At 58.7% G+C, this 22743-nt stretch carries 21 protein-coding genes and 1 pseudogene; 21 read left to right on the forward strand and 1 reads right to left on the reverse strand.

Translation table 11 applies throughout. From position 1 onward, the window contains the following. Positions 1 to 107: 107 nt before the first annotated feature. Positions 108 to 959: an SDR family NAD(P)-dependent oxidoreductase gene (locus CO671_RS22520; RefSeq protein WP_028003123.1), complete on the reverse strand. Its 852-nt coding sequence runs from the start codon at positions 957 to 959 to the stop codon at positions 108 to 110. 449 nt (positions 960 to 1408) lie between these two features. On the opposite strand from CO671_RS22520, the pseudogene CO671_RS22525 reads away from it, so the two are divergent. The 21 genes and pseudogenes from CO671_RS22525 (at position 1409) to CO671_RS22625 (ending at position 22724) form a co-directional block, all read left to right on the forward strand. After that, positions 1409 to 2190, forward strand: a pseudogene (locus CO671_RS22525) (SDR family NAD(P)-dependent oxidoreductase). Between the two features lie 11 nt (positions 2191 to 2201). Then, the gene (locus CO671_RS22530; protein ID WP_028753503.1) at positions 2202 to 2945 is read left to right on the forward strand and encodes an SDR family oxidoreductase; all 744 of its coding nucleotides are present in this window, start codon (positions 2202 to 2204) and stop codon (positions 2943 to 2945) included. A gap of 352 nt (positions 2946 to 3297) precedes the next feature. Next, positions 3298 to 4203 (forward strand): LysR family transcriptional regulator, encoded by a 906-nt coding sequence (locus tag CO671_RS22535; protein WP_097607811.1) that lies wholly within the window; start codon positions 3298 to 3300, stop codon positions 4201 to 4203. 315 nt (positions 4204 to 4518) lie between these two features. Beyond that, positions 4519 to 6021: an aminoacyl-histidine dipeptidase gene (locus CO671_RS22540; protein WP_097607812.1), complete on the forward strand. Its 1503-nt coding sequence runs from the start codon at positions 4519 to 4521 to the stop codon at positions 6019 to 6021. Between the two features lie 8 nt (positions 6022 to 6029). Continuing rightward, complete coding sequence (locus CO671_RS22545; protein WP_028753500.1) at positions 6030 to 6497, forward strand: cupin domain-containing protein; 468 nt, start codon at positions 6030 to 6032, stop codon at positions 6495 to 6497. Continuing rightward, complete coding sequence (locus tag CO671_RS22550; RefSeq protein ID WP_028753499.1) at positions 6497 to 6901, forward strand: cupin domain-containing protein; 405 nt, start codon at positions 6497 to 6499, stop codon at positions 6899 to 6901. The genes CO671_RS22545 and CO671_RS22550 overlap by 1 nt, the downstream gene beginning before the upstream one ends. Positions 6902 to 6993: 92 nt before the next feature. Continuing rightward, the gene (locus CO671_RS22555; protein WP_004129729.1) at positions 6994 to 8064 is read left to right on the forward strand and encodes a sugar ABC transporter substrate-binding protein; all 1071 of its coding nucleotides are present in this window, start codon (positions 6994 to 6996) and stop codon (positions 8062 to 8064) included. Between the two features lie 59 nt (positions 8065 to 8123). Then, complete coding sequence (locus CO671_RS22560) at positions 8124 to 9659, forward strand: sugar ABC transporter ATP-binding protein (RefSeq protein ID WP_097607813.1); 1536 nt, start codon at positions 8124 to 8126, stop codon at positions 9657 to 9659. Further along, complete coding sequence (gene rbsC / locus CO671_RS22565) at positions 9652 to 10626, forward strand: ribose ABC transporter permease (RefSeq protein WP_028753496.1); 975 nt, start codon at positions 9652 to 9654, stop codon at positions 10624 to 10626. Before CO671_RS22560 ends, rbsC begins: the two co-directional genes overlap by 8 nt. A gap of 10 nt (positions 10627 to 10636) precedes the next feature. After that, positions 10637 to 11341, forward strand: a complete 705-nt coding sequence (araD, locus tag CO671_RS22570; protein WP_028753495.1) for an L-ribulose-5-phosphate 4-epimerase AraD — start codon at positions 10637 to 10639, stop codon at positions 11339 to 11341. Positions 11342 to 11348: 7 nt separating this feature from the next. Beyond that, positions 11349 to 12965 (forward strand): ribulokinase, encoded by a 1617-nt coding sequence (locus CO671_RS22575; protein ID WP_097607814.1) that lies wholly within the window; start codon positions 11349 to 11351, stop codon positions 12963 to 12965. A 43-nt stretch (positions 12966 to 13008) separates the two neighbouring features. Further along, positions 13009 to 13926: a LysR substrate-binding domain-containing protein gene (locus CO671_RS22580; protein ID WP_013984691.1), complete on the forward strand. Its 918-nt coding sequence runs from the start codon at positions 13009 to 13011 to the stop codon at positions 13924 to 13926. A 423-nt stretch (positions 13927 to 14349) separates the two neighbouring features. After that, positions 14350 to 15033 (forward strand): GntR family transcriptional regulator, encoded by a 684-nt coding sequence (locus CO671_RS22585; protein WP_015341888.1) that lies wholly within the window; start codon positions 14350 to 14352, stop codon positions 15031 to 15033. An 88-nt stretch (positions 15034 to 15121) separates the two neighbouring features. Continuing rightward, a complete protein-coding gene (locus CO671_RS22590; RefSeq protein ID WP_097607815.1) occupies positions 15122 to 16009 on the forward strand; it encodes an NAD(P)-dependent oxidoreductase in 888 nt (295 codons plus the stop codon). A 91-nt stretch (positions 16010 to 16100) separates the two neighbouring features. After that, on the forward strand, positions 16101 to 16529 hold the full coding sequence (locus CO671_RS22595; RefSeq protein WP_004129705.1) for a carboxymuconolactone decarboxylase family protein: 429 nt from the start codon (positions 16101 to 16103) through the stop codon (positions 16527 to 16529). Between the two features lie 79 nt (positions 16530 to 16608). Beyond that, complete coding sequence (locus CO671_RS22600; RefSeq protein ID WP_004129699.1) at positions 16609 to 16992, forward strand: hypothetical protein; 384 nt, start codon at positions 16609 to 16611, stop codon at positions 16990 to 16992. Further along, positions 16989 to 17885 (forward strand): alpha/beta hydrolase, encoded by an 897-nt coding sequence (locus tag CO671_RS22605; protein ID WP_004129697.1) that lies wholly within the window; start codon positions 16989 to 16991, stop codon positions 17883 to 17885. Before CO671_RS22600 ends, CO671_RS22605 begins: the two co-directional genes overlap by 4 nt. Positions 17886 to 17934: 49 nt before the next feature. After that, entirely contained in the window at positions 17935 to 19077 is a 1143-nt protein-coding gene (locus tag CO671_RS22610; protein WP_244441498.1) for an ABC transporter substrate-binding protein, read from the forward strand. 90 nt (positions 19078 to 19167) lie between these two features. After that, positions 19168 to 20721, forward strand: a complete 1554-nt coding sequence (locus tag CO671_RS22615; protein WP_097607816.1) for a sugar ABC transporter ATP-binding protein — start codon at positions 19168 to 19170, stop codon at positions 20719 to 20721. Then, on the forward strand, positions 20718 to 21692 hold the full coding sequence (locus CO671_RS22620; protein WP_004129689.1) for an ABC transporter permease: 975 nt from the start codon (positions 20718 to 20720) through the stop codon (positions 21690 to 21692). The genes CO671_RS22615 and CO671_RS22620 overlap by 4 nt, the downstream gene beginning before the upstream one ends. 12 nt (positions 21693 to 21704) lie before the next feature. Beyond that, a complete protein-coding gene (locus CO671_RS22625) occupies positions 21705 to 22724 on the forward strand; it encodes an ABC transporter permease (protein WP_004129685.1) in 1020 nt (339 codons plus the stop codon). Positions 22725 to 22743 lie beyond the last annotated feature (19 nt).

A 22743-nucleotide genomic window follows, 5' to 3' on the forward strand; every position in this document is an offset into this window, starting at 1 on the left:
CTCGGCCCAATCATTGACGATCAATCGGCCATCCAGCGGCGACATCATGTGACAGATTACATAGGGTCTAGGCATTGGACTACGCTCCTCTACAAATCATTCCACCGTCAGTGGCCTACCTTCAACCAGGCTGCAAATTTATCCATCCAGTCGGGGTGCCAGCGTGAAAGCGCCGGCCGGTTCAGGATCATGTCGTCGGCCGCCCAGCGGATCCGTCTGGCATCGATCGCAGACGTGACCGCGTTATCAGGACAAATGATGTAAAAGTCCTCGTCGAGCAGACGGGCCAGGAAGTATTCCACCAGCTGCTCTGCGGTCCATGCCTCATCGGGCCTGGCAGCGCCCTTCGGCTTGAGTGCGATGTTCATGGGTGTCCACGTGTAGCCAGGGACGAGGAGATGAGCCGATACACGACCTCCCGTCTCCTTCAAAAGCTCGTGCGACAGCTGTTCGGTCAGCACCTTGACAGCTGCCTTTGCCACCGAATAGGCGGCATTGCCTGGAGGAGTTGTAATTCCTTCCTTGGAGCCGAGGTTGACGACCGCCGATGGTCGGGCTGCCTTGATCAGGTAGGGCACGAAGACGTGTTGTGCGGCTAGAACACCTCCGAAGTTTACATCGATCTGGCGTCGCCACTTTACAGGATCATCCCAGGGGCCGGCTCCTTGCGTAATGCCCGCGTTGTTTACAAGGATGGCCACGTCGCCAAACCGAGAGAGCGTTTCGTCCTGCAACCTCGTCAGTGTCGATAGATCCGAGACGTCGCCGCTCACAACCAGAGTGTCCGTATCGAGTGTCGAGGTAACATCATCAAGTGCGTGGGTGTCGAGATCCAACAATGCGAGCTTCATGCCGCGGGCCGCGAGAGCCCTTGCGATTGCCAAGCCGATGCCCTTCGCAGCTCCCGTGATGACCGCAACGCGGCCAGGAGCAACGATACTGTTCATTCTCTCGCTCATCTTTGTCTTTCCCGTCATTGGACGTCACCGCTGGAAGGTGTGCCGGACACGCCGTCGCGGTGGATTTTCTCGGCCGAAGGCACCAGCGCAAGAAGCGCACCAGCGCTACGCGGGCGCTTGTGTGGTCGGACCATATCTGCTGGCTGCGAACGACAGCTCATCCTCCTAACAACATAGGCCACTCCGCCGACCACTTGAAGTGAGCTGGATCGCACGCACCGATGAGGGGTGTTCACTCTTGGGTGCCTTCGTGACGTCGGGAATGCCTCGTCAATTTGGCTGCGGACGCGACCAAAAGGTCCCTCACTCCTGGTATCTGCCAGATCGGTGGTTGATTTTTGCTCACCGCCCCGATCGATTTTGCTCATGTAACCAACCGGCTCCACGGGCATTAGGTCACCAGCGCCTCGAGGCGATCGTGGTGCTGATAAAACCAAAGGAGTGAAATCATGACTGGTAATAAACCACTCGCAATGGTCACGGGCGGCTCATCTGGAATAGGCTTCGAGCTTGCCAAACAATTCGCCAAGAATGGATTTGACGTTGCTATTTCAGGCTTAAGCGACAAGGTAAACGAGGCCGCCGATGCACTACGAAGCCTTGACGCCGAAGCGTATCCGTTCAAAGCGGATGCCTCGACATACGATGGCGTTGAGGGGTTCTGGACTTTCACGCAGGGGCTGGGGCGCCCACTGGAAGCCGCGGCTCTGAACGTTGGTATCGGTATCGGCGGCGCCTTCATCGATAACGATCTCGAGGATGAGTTTCGCCTGCTTGCAATCAATGTCACTGGGACCGTCCATATGGCCAAACGCGTCGTCCAACATATGGCAAGAACGGCCGCGGCAGGATCCTCATCACATCCTCGGTTTCGGCGACCCTGCCCACGCCATACGAAACCGTCTACGGCCCGTCGAAGGCATTCGGTTACATGTTCGCGGAATCTCTGCGCGAGGAGTTGCGCTCGACCGGGGTCACGGTGACGGCACTCCTTCCGGGCGCCACCAACAGCGACTTCCACGCGAACGCTGGGATGGGCGATACGAAGCTCGGTGGCCAGCAGAAAAACGACAAGACGCTCGTCGCCAAGCAGGGCTTCGAGGCCCTCATGAACGACATCGACCATGTCGTCGGCGGAGACCAGAAAACCAAGCGGCAGGTGTTGGAAAACCGGACAACCCCAGAGCCTGTTAAAGCCGCCCGGCAAGCCGAACTGACCCAACCGCAGTGAAGGAGCACATCATGGCACATCTGAAAGACAAGGTCGCAATCGTCACGGGAGCTTCCTCGGGCATTGGAGCAGCGACCGCCAGAGGATTGGCGGAAAAAGGTGCGCGCGTTGTCCTTGCCGGCCGCAATGAGGAACGCCTCAGTCAGATTGTCGAAGACATCGCCGGTTCGGGAGGTATTGCCAGCTACAAGGTTGCCGATGTCACGGATTTTGAGAGTACCAAGGCCCTCGTCGCATTCGCCACGACGACGTACGGCCCGGTCGATATATTAGTCAACAATGCGGGCCTCATGCTCTTTTCCTATTGGAAGGATGCCGCGGTCGGCGATTGGAACAAGATGATCGATACCAACCTACGTGGCTATCTGCATGCGATTGCCGCCGTTCTGCCGTCGATGTTGGAGCGCCGGTCCGGCCGCATCCTGAATATGAGCTCTATCGCCGGCGTTCATGTCGGCGAGGCGGCAGGCGTTTACGGAGCCACGAAGTTCTTCATACGCGGTATCACCGAAAGCCTCAGAAAGGAGGTGGGCGTGGGAAGTGGGATCCAGGTGTCGATGATCAGCCCTGGCGTGATCGATACCGGCTGGGCCGATAAGGTTCATGACGAGACGGGCAGAAAGATCGCCGGAGAGCTCAACAAGCAGGGTATTCCGCCGTCGTCGGTGGGTGAAGCCGTGGTCTATGCCCTAGATCAGCCCCCGGAGATCACGATCAACGACATTGTCGTCCATCCAACCCGGCAGGACTGGTAGCCGGCGTTTTCGAAAGCTCAGAACTTGAACCTCCGGGACTGCCAGGCCGCCCGCGCGGAGGTGGTATTCGTTCCGACCGGTGCCGTTTCTCGTGGCTGTGGACAAGAGGATCTTCATTGCATGACCATCTAATCCCGGAGGTTCGCATTATTCAGCGACCCGGCCCATCTCCCGTCGTCGCTCCCAGGATCCAACATGAATCAACTAAGATCAAATTTTTGACTGCTTCCGTGCTCATCACATACCAAAGACAGGGTTAGTTGAATTAGGATTGAAGACGCCAGCCGCCTGAAGCAAGGTCGGCGTCGGCAAGGACGATCTTATTCAGTACAAGTGCGAGTATCCATCACTCATGGTATCGACGCGGGCCGATCTGGCCGACCTTGAAACTTTCGTCGCGATCGCGCGGGCGGGGGGGTTCCGAAAGGCCGCCGCGCTTCGCGGCGTTTCCGGCTCCGCTCTCAGCCACTCGATTAGGGGTTTGGAGGCCCGTCTCGGCGTCCGTCTGTTTCATCGGACAAGCAGGAGCATCAGTCTCACCGCCGCCGGCGAAGTACTGCTTGCCGAACTGGAGCCGCATTTCCTCGGCATCCAAGCTGCGATGGATCTCCTGGATAGTTTCAGGAGCGGGCCTACGGGCAGGGTGAGAGTGACCACGCTGCGTGACGCCGCCGAGCTGTTGATCGCACCTCGACTGCACAGTTTTCGCCGCAACTACCCCGATGTCGAGATCGAAGTCAGCGTCGAGGATCGCTTTATCGATATGGTCGCCGAAGGTTTTGACGCGGGCATCCGTTATGGGGGAACAGTTCCCGAGGGGATGATCGCGTCGCGTCTGACGTCCGAACTTGAATGGGTCGTGGTCGGTTCTCCAACCTATCTCAACGAACGAGGGCGGCCCGAGCGGCCGGAAGATCTCTTGACGCACGAGTGCATCCGGATCCGAACCGGTACGGACCACGTCTGCAAATGGGAACTTGGCGACGGCGATCGCATGGTTGCGCTTGACGTTCCCGGACTGCTCACGCTCGGGGATTCAGAACTATCCATCCGCATGGCGCAGGAGGGGGGCGGTCTCTTTTACTGCCTGCGCGCACGCGTCGAGGACAAACTCGCGGCTGGTCTGCTCGAAGTGGTGCTGCCGGACTGGTCGTCTACTGGGCCGGGTTTTCATGCATACTACGTTTCGCACCGACAGGTGCCGTCCGCGCTCCGGACGTTTCTCGACCACCTTAAGGCGCCGCTTCAGGACGATTGAAGGGACCTCGCGAGCCAGCTCCAAATTACGCAGATGCCTACATGGTATCCGAAACTCGTAGAGGTCTCGGCCTGCGCTTCAATGGATGCGTTAGCTTATACCATAACGAATTCAGATGAAAAAAGCTCATCTATTTTATGAAATATTGCGTTTGAAATAGGAGCTGAAAGCAGAGATGGTTCGATGCGTGGAGGGCATCTGAACCTGGATCGCCTTAGCGCGTAAGATGAGATGCAATACGGTTTACGAGGTCGCCGGACTATGTTCGGCGAGGGAAGAAGTATTGCGCAGATGCCGTATTAGGAGGAGGGCCGAATGAGTTTCCCCGCTGGAAAAACTGTAGATAAACGCGACAATTCTATTCTTGCTGGTCTCGAACCGGCGATCTTCTTTGGCTTTTTCGAAGAGCTAAGTGCGATCCCGCGCGGTTCTTACAACGAGAAGCAGGTCAGCGATCACATCGCCGATTTTGCCCGGGCACGCGGCTGCGAGGTTTACCAGGACGAGATCTACAATCTCCTCATCAAGAAGCCGGGCACACCCGGCTACGAAAACTCGCCGACCGTCATTCTTCACGGGCATACCGACATCGTCTGCGAGAGCGACGAGGGTGTTGACCACGACTTTGAGAACGAAGGCATCAAACTTCAGGTTATCGGCGATTTCATCCATGGGACGGGGACAACCCTTGGGGCGGACAACACAGTTGGTGTGGCTTTCGCAATGTCGTTGCTGGCATCCGACGATATCCCGCATCCGCCGCTTGAAGTCGTCCTGACGGTTCAAGAAGAAGTCGGCAAGGGCGGCGCACAACACTTCGACGGCACAAAGCTTAGCGGTAAGCGCCTTCTCGACATGAACTGGCACGATCCCAAGTCGCTTTTCGCAGGCTGCGCTGGCGATATTTCAGTGCGCTTCAAGATTCCGGTTCAGTGGGAACCGCGCGTTTCGGGGCAGGCCGCCCTTTCGCTGCGGATCTCCGGCCTGAGCAGCGGTCATTCCGAATTCGACATCCATCTTGAACGCGCTAACGCGATCGTCCAGCTCGGACGGCTGCTCCGGATTGCCATCCGGGATGCTGGGGCCAGCGTAGCCGAAGTCAAGGGTGGCGTGAACCGTTACGTTATCCCGGGTGAGGCGGAGGCGATCATTTCGATCGATGCCTCGCGGATCGCCGATCTCAGACAGCGAATTGAAGCGGAAGCGGCTTCGATTGCGCTTGAGTACAAAGCAAGCGATCCTAACCTCAAGGTCACAGTCAGCGAGTCCGGGAGACAAATTACAGAAGTCTTCTCGGCTCAGTCCGCCCGGGCGCTGGTCGATGCCCTGAACCTGCTTCCCAACGGCGTCCAGAGCAAGAGCCTTCAGGTCGAGGGCCTCGTCGAGAGCTCCAACACCGTGGCGTTGCTTTCAAGCGATGAAGAGGCCATCGAAATCGTCAATACGGTCCCAAGCGCCGTCAGCTCCCGTCGCTACAACATCGTCGACAAAATCCGGCAGCTATCAGAACTCATCGGCAACGGCGCGGGCGTGGAGACATTCGCGGATTGCCCGGAATGGCCATACAATCCTCATTCGCGAATGCTCAACGCCGCCAAAGCCGCTTACGAGCGCGAGTTCGGTGAGCAGCCACATGTGGAAGTCTCTCACTCCAGTCTCGAGCTCGGCCTTTTCCGAAAGAAGGTTCCTGACATTGACATGCTGTCGATCGGGCCGGAAGCGTTCGACGTCCACACCACGCGCGAGCGCCTCAACCACACGACAGTCAATTCGACCTGGCGGCTTCTCAAGTCGCTGCTCCGCGAACTCCGGACCTAGGTACTAAAATGCCAAAACTGCCAAGCTACTTCGGCAATTTCCCACATCCGCCCAGCGAAAAGAAGCCGGTCCATCTGACGCGCGATAGCTACAAGATGTTCATCTATACGGGGACGAAGCCGTATTCGAGCGACCTCAACTACCTGCTCGCCAGCACGGACCAGCAGACCACTGGCATCTATCAGCTCGCGCCGGGAAGCAACTTCGACCCGGCCGACATTCACGCGGGTGACGAGGTGTACTATGTCCTCGAAGGTGTTGTACATCTCCTAAACCCCGGAACCGGGCAGACCGAAGAGCTCGGACCCGGTGACGCGGTGCTTATCCCCAAGGGCGCTCCGCATCGCGGCTATAACTTTAGCGACAAGGCTGCAGTTATCCTGTTTTGCATCGCACCGCGTATCTGGGACGAGAATGGCCCTCCGACCGGTTATGACGGGCCGACGCGCCTCTATAAGCACGAAGGGAGAGCGTGATGAGCCTTGAGAAACTCGGAACCTATCCGGTAGACGGCGCACAGGCGCGCAAGAGGGGCGACCTGGTGAAGGTCGCTAAAAGCGATCGTCTGAACATGGTCTCCGGCCGCGATCATCCCGTTCTTATCCAGTTCTGCGTCAGCAACGATTACATGCACGTCGGAGAACTGACTATCCCTGTGGGTGGCGTTGGACCGCGCGCGAGCGAGCCCGACAGCCATGAAGGGGACGCAGTCTTCTACGTCCTGCAAGGCCCCGCGACCTTCTATTTGGCGGATACCGACGAAACCTTTCACATCCGTGACGGCGAGTCTTTCTTCCTGCCCGGCGGCATCAGCTACCAGTGCCTAAACTACGGCTCCAACCCAATCCGGATGGTCTTCACGATCGCACCGGGACTGTAAGCCGAAGATTTGAATCTCAGATTGCCAAGCTTCGCCGCGGACCCGTTCCGCGGTTGGGAAAACTTTGTCTTGTCACCACCAGGGAGGATCATGTGACAATTTTCAGACGGACGTTAATCTTCGGTGCTGCTCTCGGGCTCACCGCTTCGCTTTCCTTCAGCCCAGCGCTTGCACAGCAGTTGGATTATTCGAAGGTGTTTCCTGGCATCTTGATGGACAAGGACATCAAGCCCACAGGCCAGGAAGTCAAACCCGCTAAGAAGGATAACCGCCCGCTCAAGGTCGGCTTCCTGCCGACGGCGATGGACACCTACTATCAGCGTGTTCTGGCTGGCGTGAAAGAAGAAATCGACAAGCGCGGTGGCGACGGCACTATCCAGCTTCTCGTGCAAGCTCCGAGCAGCCAGTCTGCCACGGACGACCAGATCAGGACCATGGAAGCCTGGATTAACGACGGTGTGGATGCGATCGCCGTTGCCTTATACAACGAAGGCGCGTTGCTGCCCTCCATCCGGCGCGCCACCGAGGCGGGCATTCCGATCTTCCTCTTCAATTCACCCGTCGCGGATAACCCATATTATGTCAGCGATATCGGCTACGACCAGAGTGACGGTGGTCGTGCGCAGGCGCAATGGCTGGTTGACACCTATGGCGACAAGGAAGTCAAGCTCGGGATCCTGGAGGGCCTGCCCGGTCCGCATACGAGCCAGCGCATGAAGGGTTTCAACGAGGTCATCTCGAAGCACCCCAACTTCAAAATCGTCGCTCAGCAGCCGGCTGGCTGGGTGCGTGCCCAAGGCTTGTCGGTGACTGAAAACATGTTCACCGCCAACCCCGATATCGAAGTCCTCGTCGCGCTCTACGACGAGATGGCCCTTGGCGGTCTGCAGGCTCTCAAGGCTAAGGGGCTGAACGGCAAGGTGGCAATCGTCGGCTACGAAAATATGAAGGAAGCCAACGACGCGATCCTCACCGGCGACTTTGCAGCAACGGTCGACACCGGGGCCAAGGAAGAAGGTCGCAACATCATTCGAGCGGTGGATGAGTTCGTGATGAAGGGCACCGCCCTGCCGAAGAAGATCTTCGTGGCGCCCAAAACCTACGATGCGAAGAACATCAAGACCTTCGATCAGAACGACTACGTCTACGTCCAGCAGAAGTAGATGTGACAGTACGCGGCCCCGCCTCGCGCGGGGCCGCCCACTCAAAAAGGGCGACCTGAATGACAAACGCTCCGCTGCTCGAGATGAAAGGCATTGCCAAACGCTTCGGCAACACGAAGGCGCTTGATGGCATCGAGCTCGTACTCAATCCCGGCGAGGTTCTCGGCCTGGTCGGCGAGAACGGCGCTGGCAAGTCGACGCTCATGAAAATCCTCTCTGGTGCATATGCACGCGACGAAGGCACCATTGCTGTCAGAGGTAAGGTGGTCGATCTGAACAATCCCAAAGACGGGTCCAGGGCCGGCATCGCGATCATCTACCAGGAGCTGAGCCTGTTTCCGGACTTTGACGCCGCCGAAAACATATTCGCGGGCAGGGAGCTGCGCCACGGGCGTGCAAGTGCATCACCGCTTGACCATTCGGCCATGCGGGCAGCCGCCTCGCGTATCCTGAAGGGCGAGTTAGGCGTGGACGTACCTCTCGACAGGCCAGTTCGAGAGCTTAGCCTCTCGCATCGGCAGATGATCGAGATCGCCAAAGCCATTAGCAGCAACGCCGACATCATCATCATGGACGAGCCGACCGAAGCGCTCGAGGAGGTCGAACGCAAACAGCTGTTCGCCATCATCAAGAAGCTTCAGCAGTCCGGTAAAGCTCTCATATATGTATCTCACCGGATCCAGGAACTCCTCGGCATCGTCAGCCGCGTGATGGTCTTGCGCGATGGCAGCGCGGTCGCAGACCTGCCCGTATCGGAGCTCGACGTAGACAAGGTCGTCAGTGCGATGATCGGCGGCTCTCTCGCAAAACAGTTTCCTCCCCGCGTCCCGGCAAGGTCCGAACCCTCGTTGGACGTTCGCGGTTTGACGAAAAGGGGTGTCTTCGAAGACATCACCTTCTCGGTAGCCCAGGGTGAAATCCTCGGCGTCACGGGTCTCGAAGGATCAGGCAAGAGCGCGCTCCTGCGGGCGATCTTCGGGCAGATCCCGCATGAGACCGGCTCGATTCTGATCGACGGAAAGCAAGCGGCGATTTCGGACCCGACGGACGCTATTCGTCAACACGTCGCCTTCTTGCCCGCCGAACGTAAAACCGAGGGGATTTTTCCACAACACAATGTCGGCTGGAACCTCTCTATCGCCAACCTTCGAACGCTCGGCAAAATCACGTTGATGCCGAAAAAGGAGCGCGAGATTGCCTCCGGCTACATCGCCAAGCTCGGCGTGAAATGCGACGGCCCCGGTGCCGACATCACATCGCTGAGCGGCGGTAACCAGCAAAAAGTCATGCTTGCTCGCTGGCTGCTCACCCAGCCAAAGGTGCTCATGCTTGAGGAGCCAACGCGTGGCGTCGACGTGCGTGCCAAGGCCGAGGTCTACACCCTCATCCAGGCTGCCGCGAAAGACGGCTGTGCTGTCATCGTGGTGTCCGCCGACAACGCGGAACTGCTTGGATTGTGTCACCGGGTCGCGGTCATGTTCGAAGGACGAATCTCGGCGGTCGTCGATGCTGCGACCTCCAAGGAAGAAACACTCGCTCTTCATTCGGTAAGGCCGCCGCAAGGCCATCATCTTCAGGGAGGTACCCATGGCTGATATTGCAGCTACACGCCCGCGCTCGCCCCTTACGCTCGCACTCAACGGCGGCAATGCCGGCGTTTATCTGGCCTTCGTCGTTCTTCTGGTGGCGCTCGGCTTTGCCGCTCCGCGGTTTTTCACCTTTGGCAACTTGACTGACGTTCTTCGTCAGGCGGTCCCCATTGCCGTGATCGCGTTTGGAGCGACCTTTGTGATCGGGATGCGGGGCATCGACCTCTCCGTCGGTTCGACACTCGCGCTGAGCGGTCTTGTGACCGCAAACCTGATTGTGCTTGGCTATCCCGTTCCTCTGGCATGCGCAGGCGGGATTGCGGTCGGTGCGGTGATCGGACTGGTGAACGGAATCCTGATCACCAAGGTCGGGATCACGGACTTTATCGCCACAATGGCCATCATGGTCATCAGCCGCGGTATCGTGATGGTCTACACTCAGGGTATTCCGATCGTCGGAGCCTCCGACCCCGCCTTCCGAATGATCGGCCAGAGCTATGCCGGCGGTGTTCCTGTTCCGGTCATTCTGACCGCCATCGTCTTCGCGATCGCCTTCTACCTTCTCTATTACACGCGTTTCGGCCGTTTCGTTCTCTCGATCGGCAGCAATCCGGACGCTGCCCGGCTGGTCGGCATCCCCACGGACAAGGTCAAGATCGCCGTTTACGTGCTGGTCGGGGTCCTCTCGGCCTTCGCGGGCATTCTGCTCACCTCGCGCCTTGAAGCCGCCATGCCTGAAGCCGGCCAGGGGTACGAGCTGGATGTCATAGCTGCCGTCGTAATCGGCGGAACGGGTTTGTCTGGCGGACGCGCCACTCTGTTTGGAACTGCCGTGGGTGCCGTTTTGATGGCGGTCGTCCGCAACGCGCTCAACCTGCTCAACGTGAACACCTTCTGGCACCAAGTCGTCATCGGCACGATCATACTGATCGCCGTGGCAGCCGATCGTTTCAGTCGCCGTCAAAAGGCCTGAGGAGGCGATAATGAAATATATCGAGCTCCGCAAGTCCGTTCTTGACGCAAATGCCGCGCTCTACGACCGCGGTCTCGTCATCTCGACGTTCGGTAACGTCAGCGCTATCGACCGCGCAAAGGGTGTTGTCGCCATCAAACCGAGTGGCGTTTCCTATAAGGCAATGCAGGTCGCAGATATCGTTGTAACCGACCTCGATGGCAATATCCTAGAGGGCACGCTGCGACCATCGTCTGATCTCGATACGCACCTGGAACTCTACAAAAGCTTCAAGTCTATCGGTGCCGTGGTCCACACGCACTCGTTCTTCGCGACGGTGTGGGCCCAATCCGGCCGGGGTATCCCTGCCATGGGAACGACCCATGCCGACTATTTCAACGGAACGATCCCCGTTACTCGCAAGCTGCGCGACGACGAAATCATAGACGGTTACGTCCGCAACACGGGCAAGGTCATCGTCGAGGCACTCGGAAACAATGCGCCGCTCTCCGTCCCCGCAGCCCTGGTTAACGATCACGGCCCCTTCTCCTGGGGCAAGGACGCAGCCGACGCCGTTCATAACGCGGAGATGCTCGAGGCTGTCGCCAAGATTGCCTTCCACGCCCGGCAACTGAACCAGGACGATCCAGAAATTTCCGACGCTTTGCTGGACCTCCACTATCAACGCAAGCACGGCCAGTCGGCGACCTACGGCCAGCCAGACAGTTCCAAGTAGGATTATCATGTCGATTGTAGCAGGAGTTGATTTCGGAACCTTGAGCGTGCGGGTAACGCTAGCTGATTCCGAGAAGGGTTCCCTTGGAACCTGCGTCGCGGAATATCCTCTCGAGCGGCGTCGTTCCGATCCCGACCTGGCAACGCAGTCCCACGTAGATCATATGGAAGCGCTTGTGCTGGCGATGCATCGAGTGATCGACGAATGCGGCGTAGATTCCAAGGAGATCCGTGCGATTGCGGTCGACACGACGGGGTCCTCGGTGTTGCCTGTCGACAAAAATATGCAGCCTTTGGGGGACTACTACCTCTGGTGTGACCACCGCGCCAAAGCGGAAGCCGAAGAGATAACGGCGATGGCGCACGACATGCACATTGAAGCAATTGAATGGTGCGGCGGAACCTATTCCCACGAGTGGGGCTTTGCCAAGCTTCTCCACTGGATGCGCCACAACCCCGACCAGCGCGAGCGCTTTGGGACCGCCGTGGAACATTGCGACATGGCAGCCGCGGTCCTCACCGGAGTGACCGACACGGCTCGCATGGTGCGCAGCGTCTGCGCCATGGGACACAAGTGGATGTGGAACCCGAAATGGGGTGGCTTGCCCTCGCAGGCTTTCTTGTCCCGCGTCGATCCGCTTTTCGACGGCGTGCGCGAGAAGATTGGCGGAACATATCAGACCTCTGCTTCGATCGCAGGTGGGCTCAGCACATACTGGGGCGAACGACTCGGCCTGACCGCCGGGATACCAGTTCCCACGGGTGCGTTTGATGCCCATTGGGATGCAATTGGCGCTGGCTGCCGTCTGGGGGACGTCGTCAATGTGATCGGTACGTCGACCTGTATCATTGCCGTTAGTGAACGTGTGAAGCTAATCCCCGGTGTTTGCGGCGTCGTCCCAGGGAGTGCACATCCAGACCTTGTGGGAGTTGAGGCAGGCCTGTCTGCGACAGGCGACCTGTTCGACGCAATAGCACGACGTGCCGGCACGACGGTGTCCAGGCTCGCTGAAGGCCTGGAAAGCATCGAAGGCGGAAAGACCGGTCTGATGCGTCTCCCCTGGGACAACGGGGACCGGACGGTTCTCGTCCGCTCCGACCTTGGTGGAATGACGCTTGGCTGGCATCTCGGCCATACAGCGCAGGACGAACTGTATGCCGCGATTGAAGGTACGGCTTTCCACACACGGGTTGTCCTGGAGCGGATGGAGCAGCACGGCGTTCCAGTCAACCGCGTCATTAATGGAGGAGGTATCCCGCAAAGGAACGACATCCTCAACCAGATCTACGCCAATGTTATAGGCAAGCCCATATTGGTCCCCGACGGTATTCCGACCGGTCTCGGTTCGGGAATATTCGCCGCTCTTGCATCCAAAGATCATGGATCAATCGAGAGCGCTCAGGCAGCCATGTGCGTGGGCTACAGAAAGTTTGAGCCTGATCCGAGCACGCGCGGACGTTATGAGACCCTCTATCAGCTGTTCAAGCAGGTCTATATGGGCTTTGGCACCTCGAGCCTCGCAGACTTCTCGCAAGTTCTCGGAGACATCAAGCGGATTGCTGCAGGTGAGAGTATTCGGTCCGAGTTTGGCCACCGTGCCGCGCGCAAGGTAGCATTGCTATGACCCGCTGTGCTCTTAGATCAGATGTCTATGGATCGAGAACGTGATGACGTCACTTCCATCCATTCGTGCAATACAGTCGTTCGTCGCAGCCGGCAGAAAGGGTTCATTTCTCGAGGCTGCTGCCCAGCTGCAGCTTACTCCCTCGGCGATCAGCCACCAAATCAGGCTGATGGAAGACGACCTTGGGGAAAAACTCTTTCACCGCATTGGAAGGAACGTGTCGCTCACCGAGATTGGCGAGCGATACCACCGTGATCTTTCAGAAGCGCTTTCGATGATTGAGCAGGCGACCGATGAGGTGTGCCGGCGCAACAGCGTCGACGTCCTGAGCGTCGGCTGTGCTTCAAGTCTGGCTTCGCTATGGCTTATGCCAAGATTGCCTCGGTTCGAAGAATTGTATCCCTCGATCGAAATCAGGCTTCTGTCTACATCGGATCCTGCAAAATTGTCCGATGGCTCGGTCGATGTCGATATCTGCTACGGCAGCGCTCCTCGACTGGGCTCTATCGCGGCGGAGGAGTTCCCCCTTGAGACAATCGTCGTAGCCTGCTCTCCCGAGGTGGCGAATGGCGAGCGGCCCATACGCAAGCCATCGGATCTGGTGGGCCACACCTTGATCAAGTCGGAGCAGACGCTTTACAGCTGGCAACAATGGGCGAAGGACCACGGCTTGGCGATTGACGTCAATCGCGGCGCTCGATTTCGCGATGCGTTTATGGCGATCGCGACCGCTGTCGAAGGACGCGGCGTGTGCCTGGAGAGCTACCGGCTTCTTGAACGGGATGTGGAAAGAGGTAACCTCGTCCTTCCGTTCGGGATGACAGGCCCCAACCTTCGTTGCCACACGCTCACATATGTCCGCTCGCGGCTCAGATCAGAAAAGGTCAACGCGTTCAAGCAATGGCTGGAAAACGTATGGCTTGAAGACACTGCCTCGGCTGAAATGCGGGCGCGAGGCTGATCGAACCTCTGACGGGCAGCAAGATCGTCCGGCGTTCTTTAAAACGCCGAGACAGCAATATGCGTGATGCCCAACCTTCTCTTAGCCATGCCTCGAGATTTTTTGAAGTTTTTGCGATTGCGAGGCGAGCGGCCACCGAGCACGATATGCGCCGTCTTCTGTCCTTCTCACCAGTCTATGCGCTGACGACTTCAAGGCCATAGCTGTAGGACCGTGTCAGATCGCGCTTCGGGCGGCGCTATCCGCGACTTAAGAGCCCGCAAGTCTATGGCTGTCAGACACGACGAGCAGGCAAAGCTGTCGCGAAGAGATCAATTGAGGCTGGCAGCTCTCAGACAATCTGGATTGATATTAAGAGCGAATGCCTCCATATGTAGAGAATGATTTAGCGCGGCGTGAGCCGATTACAGGTGTTGGCGGGCGATGCAGACGGACCTACAGATATCCAGACAAAGTGCGACGTTGCGCGTAAAAGTTGAGGAGACTCTACGTCAGGCGATAGCCAGTGGGCGATTTAAGCCCGGCCAGCGACTGGTAGAGCGAGAACTTTGCGAAATGCTGGGCGTCGGCAGGACCTCGGTTCGCGAGGCAATGCGACAGCTCGAAGCTGAAGGCATTATCACAAGCTATCCCCATAAGGGACCGGTCGTCAGTACGATCACCTACGAGGAAGCGCAGCAACTCTATACCGTTCGGGCTCTTCTTGAAGGATTCGCGGGCCAGCAGTTCGCTGAGCATGGCACTGCCGCCGACATAGCGACACTTCTAGCCGCGGTGGTCGAATTCGAAGCCGCTGCCGAAAGTGGCGTCGGTGCGCGCCTCATAGATGCGAAAAACGCGTTTTACAACTGTTTGATGGACGGCAGCAAAAACGTGTTCGTAAGGCAAATGCTGACAGCTCTGCATAATCGGATAAATCTCCTTCGAATGACAACCATGACGCAACCGGGACGGCTTGCGCATAGCATTGCCGAAATTAGGGATATTGCGAACGCAATCCAGAATCGCAACGGGCCGTTGGCGGCGGCGGCCTGCAAATTCCATATCGACCAGGCTGCCAAGGTCGCACTTGAATACCTCCGGAAGAACGCAGCGCCAGAAACTTAAAATTTCGATTGACAGATTGTCTGATAATCTTTTTAATCCTCTCTGAAGGAAGGCGGGTTTCATTGCTCGCACGCGTCCGGAGGAAAAAATGTCATCGACACTCAACGCAACGCGCGTGGCCTTTATAGGGCTGGGCGCGATGGGCCAGCCTATGGCTCAACATCTCATTTCGGCGGGCTTCGATGTCGTCGGTTTCGACCTCTCGGAAGACGCCAAGATAAAGCTCGCTGATGCGGGCGGGCGAGCCGCCGAAACGATTTCTGACGCCATGGTCGGGGCCAGTTTCGTGATCACCATGCTTCCGAACGGCAAGATCGTGCGCGAGGCGCTGCTGGGCGAAAACGCCTGTGGCGGCCTGAAGCAGAATGCCGTCGTCATAGACATGAGTTCGTCTGCTCCAAACGACACAAGGGAACTCGGTCTCGAACTTGCTTCTCGTGGCCTTCGGCTGGTTGACGCCCCGGTCTCCGGAGGCGTCAAGCGCGCCGTTTCCGGCACCTTGACAATCATGGCCGGTGGGGAGGATGCTGATATCGAGGAGGCCGAGCCGCTGCTGAAGGCAGTGGGACAACAGGTGTTCCGGACGGGGCCAGTTGGCTCGGGTCACGCGATGAAAGCGATTAACAACTTCGTATCCGGTGCAGGTGTGCTGGCGGCGATCGAGGGTGTCCTTCTTGGACGTGCCTTCGGCCTGGAGCCGGCGACGATCGTCGATATTCTCAACTCGTCGTCTGGAAAGAACAACGCCACCGAAGTGAAGATGAAGCAGTTCATCCTCTCTGAGACGTTCGGGTCGGGATTTGCCATTGGCCTGATGGCCAAGGATATCCGCATCGCCGCCGATCTCGCCAAGACGCTTGGTCTTCGCCTCGATGCTCTCGCCAGCACGGCAGACGCCTGGGATGCTGCACAGAAGGCGCTAGGCCCATCCGAGGACCACACCCGCATCATCCGATACGTCGAAGATCACAATTAGCCTCGGAAACTCGCGAATTCGGGCGAAACAGACAGATTGTCTGATAATCAGTTGATCTTGCCGTAGACAGTAAAGCTAGGAGCGTTGTCGAATGACCGCCACGAAAGAAACGAAAGTGAAAACACACGGCAAGGAGCGGCCTGTCCCTTCGAAACAGTTCGCTCAAGGGCTGGCGACGCGTCGTGAAGTCATGGGCGATGCCTATGTCGACGCAGCACTCGGTAAGGCGACCGACTTCACCTGGCCTATGCAGCAGCTCGTCACTGAGTATTGCTGGAACGAGATCTGGAATCGACCAGGCCTCGACAGGCGCGCGCGGTCCATTCTGAACCTTGGCATGATCTCCGTTCTCAATCGTCCGCATGAGCTCAAGGGCCACGTGCGCGGCGCGATCAACAACGGCCTCACCAAGGAGGAAATCCAGGAGATTTTCCTGCAGGTCGCGATCTACGCCGGCGTACCGGCGGGCATCGATAGCTTCCGAAACGCCCAGGAGGTCTTCAACGAAATGGGCATCTGAAGCCGCCGCCGCTGGGCGTGGCGGAAAATTTTGAAAGGCGTGGATCGGCCGCGCCGTTTTAACCAGGGAGGAGCCGAACTTGGCCATCGATCTCGAGAAGTTCAAAAAACTGGCGCTGGAGGACTTCGAGTTCAAGCGCGAAACCCGTTATCTCAACGGCATTATCAAATGCGATTTTCCTAGCCGCAGCGTCGCACTCCACTTCGAAGACGGCAAGATGGTGAAGGTCGAAGAAGCCGCCTACGACGACGAGAAGTGCAAGATCGTCATCCGGGGCACGGGTGAACAGTGGGACGCGCTTCTCCAGAAGAAGCCGCGGCCGTTTTATCAGTGCCTGCAGTCGTCAAACATCAAACACGGTCTGTTCCTTAGCAACAATAACGAAACCTTCGCGTATCTCCCTGCGCTCAATCGCATGACGAACCTGATGCGCGAAGCCCGCCCGGAAGGAGTAGCAGCATGACCAGGCATGATCCAATCACGGGCCGTTACGTCTACCTGACGATCGAAGGCATCGAATATCGCGTCTATTACGAGGAAGCCGGAGAGGGCATTCCCTTGCTTGTCGGTCACACGGCGGGCTCCGACGGCCGCCAGTACCGCCACACGCTCTGCGACGAAGACGTGACCAAGAACTTCCGCGTTATCGCGTTCGACTTGCCCTATCACGGGAAGTCTCTTCCTCCACACGGCGTTCGCTGGTGGGAGAAAGAGTACAACATGACCAAGAAGTTCATGATGGATTTCCAACTGGAACTCTCTAAAGCCCTTGGTCTGGACCGCCCCGTTTATATGGGTAGCTCGATGGGCGGACATCTTGCTATCGATCTGGCGTCGAATTACCCCGACAACTTCCGCGCTACTATCTCCGTCGAAGGGGCACTGCGCTCGGCTGCCGAATATGTCGATGTCGGCATGGCAGGCATTAGGAAAGAATTCGACAACCCAAACGTGAACCGCACCTCCATCGGCGCGGCCATGATGCTCAATATCTCGCCCTACTCACCAGAAGCCAATGTCCGCGAAATCCAGTGGGAATATAGCTGCGGCGGTCCGGGCGTCTTCGCAGGTGACCTCTATTACTACTACTACGACCACAATGTCTCACCCGAAGAGGCGAGCAAGATCGATACGTCGAAGTGCATGCTGTACTTCCTGACGGGCGAATACGATCCGAATACCTCCCCGGCCGACACCAAGATCGCCGCCGATCTCGTCAAGGGCAGCAAGTTCTGGACGATGGAGAAGCTCGGTCATTTCCCGGTCACCGAAGACTACACCGAGTTCAGAAAATACCTGCTGCCGATCCTCGAGGAAATCCGGCAGGCATCCGCAACCAGGGCGAAAGTCGCCTGAAACAATCTCTTGGGAGGAGCATCCAATGAGACGGAGTTTAACCGGAACCATGGGGGCGCTGATCGCGGTCAGCGCCCTGACGACCACGGCCTGGGCTGACGGCGTCGACCAGCTCCCCGCCAACGAGAAGAAAATCTACGAGGTCGTCGACCCGCAGGTTCCGCTCGGAGCGAGTGCCTACAAGGACTTCAAACCGAAGAAGGGACCGCCCTGGAAGATCGGCTACGCCAGTAGCTATGCCGGCAATACGTGGCGCGCAGCGGCCCTCGATGCCGTCATGAATGACCTCTTGCCGCGCTCCAAAAAAGCGGGGCTCGTATCTGAAGTCGTGGTCACTCAGTCCGACCTCAAGGACGCCGTCCAGATTCAGCAGATGCGCCAGATGGTTGATGATGGTGTTGATGCCATCATCATCTGCTGCTCGAACGTCACCGCTCTCAATCAGACGATTGAGTACGCCTATAAGGCAGGCGTTCCTGTCTTCTCGTTTTCGGGATACGTGACGTCGCCTTACGCGATCAACGGCGCTGCCAATCACGCGCAGGGCGGCGGCGAGATGGCGATCTGGCTCGCAGACAAGATCGGCAAGAAAGGCAACGTGCTTCTCGTGTCGGGCATCCCTGGCTTCGCCTCATCCGACAGCTTCGACAAGGCCGCCAAAGACGCGCTGGCAAAGTATCCCGACATCAAGATTGTCGGCGAAGTGGCTGGCAAGTGGACCGACCAGGTAGCACAGGTCGAGGTGCAGAAATTTTTGGCGACGAACCCCATCCAGATTGACGGTATTCTGACACAGGGCGCGCAGGAGAACGGCGTGTTGAACGCCATGCTCCAGTCGGGCCGCGACATGGTGCCGATTACGCTGGGCGGCGAGGCTTCGGCGGCATGTTACTGGCGCAAGAATCCGGAATGGATCGATGCCGGCTTCCATATCTGGCCGCCGCGCCGCGAGATGCAGCAGATGTGGGAGATCATGCTTCGCACGCTCGAAGGGCAGGGGCCAAAGGTGCAGTCCTTCCTGCGCCCAGTCCTGCCGTTCACAATCGATGACGTTCGCGCTGCGATCCCCGAGGATTGCGATTTGAACTCGACTGATTTCGTCGAACCGAAGGCGGACGGATGGTTCCCAAGTGCGATTGCCGACCAGTACTTCGAGCGTCCTGCCGATCCCTGGAAGCCGGTAGCCCAGTAAGCCGGATCCGCCCGGTGGCTTAACCGCCGGGCGGGACCTTGGATGATCGTAAAAGCCGCCTTGGCGGACGTTGCGGGTGGGAGGTCTGCGATGGGCAGCGAGATAACAGTCAGAATGATAGATGTCGCCAAGGCGTTCGGGGAGACGAGGGCACTCAAGAAGTGCGACTTCGAGGCCCGCGCCGGAGAGGTGCACGCCATCGTCGGCGAGAACGGCAGCGGCAAGAGCACGATGGCCAAGATCATGTCGGGCGTTTTGCACCCGGACGCAGGCAAAGTCACGATCCTGGGTGAAAAGGTTGCCTCGCCCGTCGACGCCAAGCGGGTCGGCCTGACCACCATCTTCCAGGAAGTACTGGTTGCCGACGAGGCCAGCGTGTTCGAGAACCTCTATGTCGGTCGTGACGGTGTCTTTCGTTCGCAGTCGACCGGCGATCGGCGGACAGAAGCGGCTGAAATCGTGGCGCGGCTCGTCGGAAAATCCGTAGACCTCGATCAGCTGGCAGGCAGCCTCCCACTCAGCATCAAACAGTGGATCGTCATCGCCCGGGCTATCCTTCGCAAGCCGCAGGTGCTGATTCTCGACGAATCTTCGGCCGCGCTCGACCTCGACTCGACCCTCCGGCTCCATGCGGAAATCGACCGCCTTCGTGCCGAGGGCGCGACGATCCTCATCGTCACCCACCGGATCGCCGAACTCGTGCGTATCGCCGACCGTGCGACGATCCTGCGTGATGGGATAACTGTCGGTACGCTCGGAAAGGACGAGATTACCGAGGAAAACCTGCTGTCCATGATGACGCCGGCAGATCGGCGCGCCAGCGATGCGACAGAATACGCCTCCCGAATGAAGGCGCTCTCGGCCCCTCTAATACTAACTGCGACAGGTCTCGCCGCGCACCGGTCGGCGCGCCTGTTCGATTTCGACCTTCCCAAGGGGAGCATCGTCGGCGTAGCCGGGCTTGATGGGCAGGGGCAGGACGCTTTTATCCGCGCCTTGGCCGGCATCATCCAGCCGTTCGGTGGCGAGGTGAAGGTCCGCTCGGTGGATACGGACAAGATGGTCCCGCTGCGATCGCTCGACGATGCTGCAAACCTCGGTGTTTCCTACGTCTCCGGGGACCGCAAGCGCGAGGGTATTTTCCCGCAACAAAGCATCTTCGAAAACCTCGCCATCGGTGTCTACAGGAAGAAGCTCGGCCCCCTGGGTGTAATCCGCAAGCCCACGCTGAAACCGATGTTCAAGCGCGAAGTGGATCGTCTGCGCATCAAGATCGGCAGCCCGTCGAACAGGATCACCTCACTGTCGGGTGGCAACCAACAGAAGGTGCTCATCGGGCGCGCCTTCGCAAACGATCCCCAAGTCATCCTCCTGAATGACCCCGCCCGCGGCGTCGATCTCGGCACCAAGCGCGACCTCTACCGCGAACTCCGCCTGTTTGCTGAAAAAGGCGGCAGTGTCATCTACCTGTCGACTGAGATCGAGGAGTTCATCGGGTTTGCCGATCGCGTCGACGTGTTCTTCGGGGGAACGTTGTTTCGATCCCTGACCGGCGAGGAAATCGCCGAGGCACCAATCCTCGCCGCTATGTTCGGGAAAGCCCGGGACGCTTCCGTTGATTTCGATCTGGAAAGGACCGCATGATGTCTGCAACCGCTTTCCGTCAAGTCACGCAGGACCGCTCTCTGTACGTTCCGGCCGGGCTTTTCCTTGTCCTCCTTTGCGCCGTCGCCTTCCGTGGCCAAGGTCTGTTCACGAACAATGGTCTGGCCGGAGCCATTCTGGTTGCAACGCCGCTGATCCTCACCGCGCTCGCGATAACACCGATCGTCATGGCGGGCCGCGGAGCCGTGGACCTTTCCGTCGGACCGCTGATGGGCTTCATCAACGTCACGCTCATTACGTGGCTGGTCGGCAACGGCATCACGCACCCTGTGGCCATCATTGCCTGGGCGGTGGGATTGGGAGCGGCGTTCCAGTTGGTGCAAGCGCTCGTGATCATCTACGTGCGCGTCGCGCCCATCATCGTCACGCTCTCCGGTTTCCTCGTTCTGTCGGGCGTCAACCTGATGGTCATGTCGCGTCCCGGCGGTGTCGCTCCAGACTGGATGCTAAGCTGGGGCGCGGGAACGAGCGTATTTTCGCCTGTCCTGTTGCTTCTGCTCGGCGCTTTCGCAATCTGGGGCGTCCTGAGGGGCACGATGTTTTACCGCAACCTGCGGATGACAGGCGCTGACGAGCGGATGGCCTATACCAGCGGTGTGCAGGTCGACGTCGTGCGCATCATCGCCCATATGGTCGGCGGCGTTTTTGCTGGGCTCGCCGCATTGAGCTACACCGCGCTGATCTCATCCGGCGACCCGACCCAGGGCAGCACCTACACGCTGCAAGCGGTCACGGCGCTGGTCCTTGGCGGCGCCAGTCTCTCCGGGGGGCGCGGCGGTGCGCTCGGCTCGACGCTCGGCGCGATCAACATGTTCCTCATCTCGTATCTTCTGTCCACTTTCAACTTCGGTACGGTTTCGGGCTTCGTTACGCAAATGGCCTTTGGCCTGATCCTCGTTGGATCACTTCTCGTGAACGTCTTCGTCATCAGCCGCCGCACTGTCGCATGAGGGAGTAAGGAAATGATCTCCACTGTCTTGAACACAGAAATCGGCGCGGCCCGTGGCGCCAGCCCTTTGCGCAAGCACAAGAGTATTTCGATCGGCTTTTGTCTCCTTGCATGTCTGCTCATTCTTGGAGCGCTGCTCGTGCCGGGCTTCGTGTCGCCGCAGAACGCGCGATCGATCCTCCTGCTCGCCGCCTTCCTGGGGCTGGCGTCTGTCGGGCAGACGCTCTGCGCGCTCGTTGGAGCGCTGGATCTTTCCATCCCATACATCATCGGTGGCGCCAATATCCTGCTTCCAAGCCTCATGGTGGCGGGTCTTCCGGCGCCCGTCGCCATGATCGTCGTGCTCGTCCTTGGCACTTTGGTCGGGGCTTGCAACGGCGCCCTCAGCTTCCGGCTGCAGGGTCAGGCGCTGATCATGTCGCTCGGCCTGGGTTTCGCGGCCGTCGGGGCGGTCCAGATCTACACCTCGCTCGGATCGCAGTTCGGCGGTACCGTCTTTGCGCCCGTCCCCGGATGGCTTCGCAACCTTTCGGCGTTCAACGGCAAGTTCTTCGGTCTGCCGTTTCCACCGGTTATCGTCATATGGGCTTTCATCGCCGTCGCCCTGGGCTGGATAATGCACAACACCTGGTTTGGCCGGAGCCTCTATGCTGTTGGCGGGAGCCGCACGGCCGCCGCCCGCCTCGGAATCTCGGAATTCAAGATCTGGACAGTGATCCACAGCGTCAGCGGGGCGATGTCGGCACTCACCGGAATGCTGCTCCTCGGTTTCTCCGGCGGCGGTTTCGTCGGGGTCGGTGATCCCTATCTGTTCACCACCGTGGCGGCGGTCGTTATCGGCGGAACATCTCTTCTAGGTGGTGCCGGCGGGTATGGAGCGACGGTCCTCGGCGTCCTCGTGCTTACTGTCCTGACCTCGCTTCTCGTCGGCCTGGGGCTCAGTTTCCCGGCACAACAGGCCGTCGTAGGGCTGCTGATCGTCCCCATGGTCGCGATCTACGCCCGCTCACCACACATCCGTAATCAAATTTGAACGTTGCATCGAAAGGAAT

The sequence above is a fragment of the Rhizobium sp. M10 genome, assembly GCF_002531955.1.
Lineage (GTDB): Bacteria > Pseudomonadota > Alphaproteobacteria > Rhizobiales > Rhizobiaceae > Rhizobium > Rhizobium etli_C.

What these genes read in the sequence shown, in the direction of transcription:
- CO671_RS22520 (WP_028003123.1), bottom strand. Translation starts at nt 959, where the DNA reads ATGAGCGAGAGAATGAACAGTATCGTTGCTCCTGGCCGCGTTGCGGTC.
- CO671_RS22530 (WP_028753503.1), top strand. Translation starts at nt 2,202, where the DNA reads ATGGCACATCTGAAAGACAAGGTCGCAATCGTCACGGGAGCTTCCTCG.
- CO671_RS22535 (WP_097607811.1), top strand. Translation starts at nt 3,298, where the DNA reads ATGGTATCGACGCGGGCCGATCTGGCCGACCTTGAAACTTTCGTCGCG.
- CO671_RS22540 (WP_097607812.1), top strand. Translation starts at nt 4,519, where the DNA reads ATGAGTTTCCCCGCTGGAAAAACTGTAGATAAACGCGACAATTCTATT.
- CO671_RS22545 (WP_028753500.1), top strand. Translation starts at nt 6,030, where the DNA reads ATGCCAAAACTGCCAAGCTACTTCGGCAATTTCCCACATCCGCCCAGC.
- CO671_RS22550 (WP_028753499.1), top strand. Translation starts at nt 6,497, where the DNA reads ATGAGCCTTGAGAAACTCGGAACCTATCCGGTAGACGGCGCACAGGCG.
- CO671_RS22560 (WP_097607813.1), top strand. Translation starts at nt 8,124, where the DNA reads ATGACAAACGCTCCGCTGCTCGAGATGAAAGGCATTGCCAAACGCTTC.
- rbsC (WP_028753496.1), top strand. Translation starts at nt 9,652, where the DNA reads ATGGCTGATATTGCAGCTACACGCCCGCGCTCGCCCCTTACGCTCGCA.
- araD (WP_028753495.1), top strand. Translation starts at nt 10,637, where the DNA reads ATGAAATATATCGAGCTCCGCAAGTCCGTTCTTGACGCAAATGCCGCG.
- CO671_RS22575 (WP_097607814.1), top strand. Translation starts at nt 11,349, where the DNA reads ATGTCGATTGTAGCAGGAGTTGATTTCGGAACCTTGAGCGTGCGGGTA.
- CO671_RS22580 (WP_013984691.1), top strand. Translation starts at nt 13,009, where the DNA reads ATGACGTCACTTCCATCCATTCGTGCAATACAGTCGTTCGTCGCAGCC.
- CO671_RS22585 (WP_015341888.1), top strand. Translation starts at nt 14,350, where the DNA reads ATGCAGACGGACCTACAGATATCCAGACAAAGTGCGACGTTGCGCGTA.
- CO671_RS22590 (WP_097607815.1), top strand. Translation starts at nt 15,122, where the DNA reads ATGTCATCGACACTCAACGCAACGCGCGTGGCCTTTATAGGGCTGGGC.
- CO671_RS22595 (WP_004129705.1), top strand. Translation starts at nt 16,101, where the DNA reads ATGACCGCCACGAAAGAAACGAAAGTGAAAACACACGGCAAGGAGCGG.
- CO671_RS22605 (WP_004129697.1), top strand. Translation starts at nt 16,989, where the DNA reads ATGACCAGGCATGATCCAATCACGGGCCGTTACGTCTACCTGACGATC.
- CO671_RS22610 (WP_244441498.1), top strand. Translation starts at nt 17,935, where the DNA reads ATGGGGGCGCTGATCGCGGTCAGCGCCCTGACGACCACGGCCTGGGCT.
- CO671_RS22615 (WP_097607816.1), top strand. Translation starts at nt 19,168, where the DNA reads ATGGGCAGCGAGATAACAGTCAGAATGATAGATGTCGCCAAGGCGTTC.
- CO671_RS22620 (WP_004129689.1), top strand. Translation starts at nt 20,718, where the DNA reads ATGATGTCTGCAACCGCTTTCCGTCAAGTCACGCAGGACCGCTCTCTG.
- CO671_RS22625 (WP_004129685.1), top strand. Translation starts at nt 21,705, where the DNA reads ATGATCTCCACTGTCTTGAACACAGAAATCGGCGCGGCCCGTGGCGCC.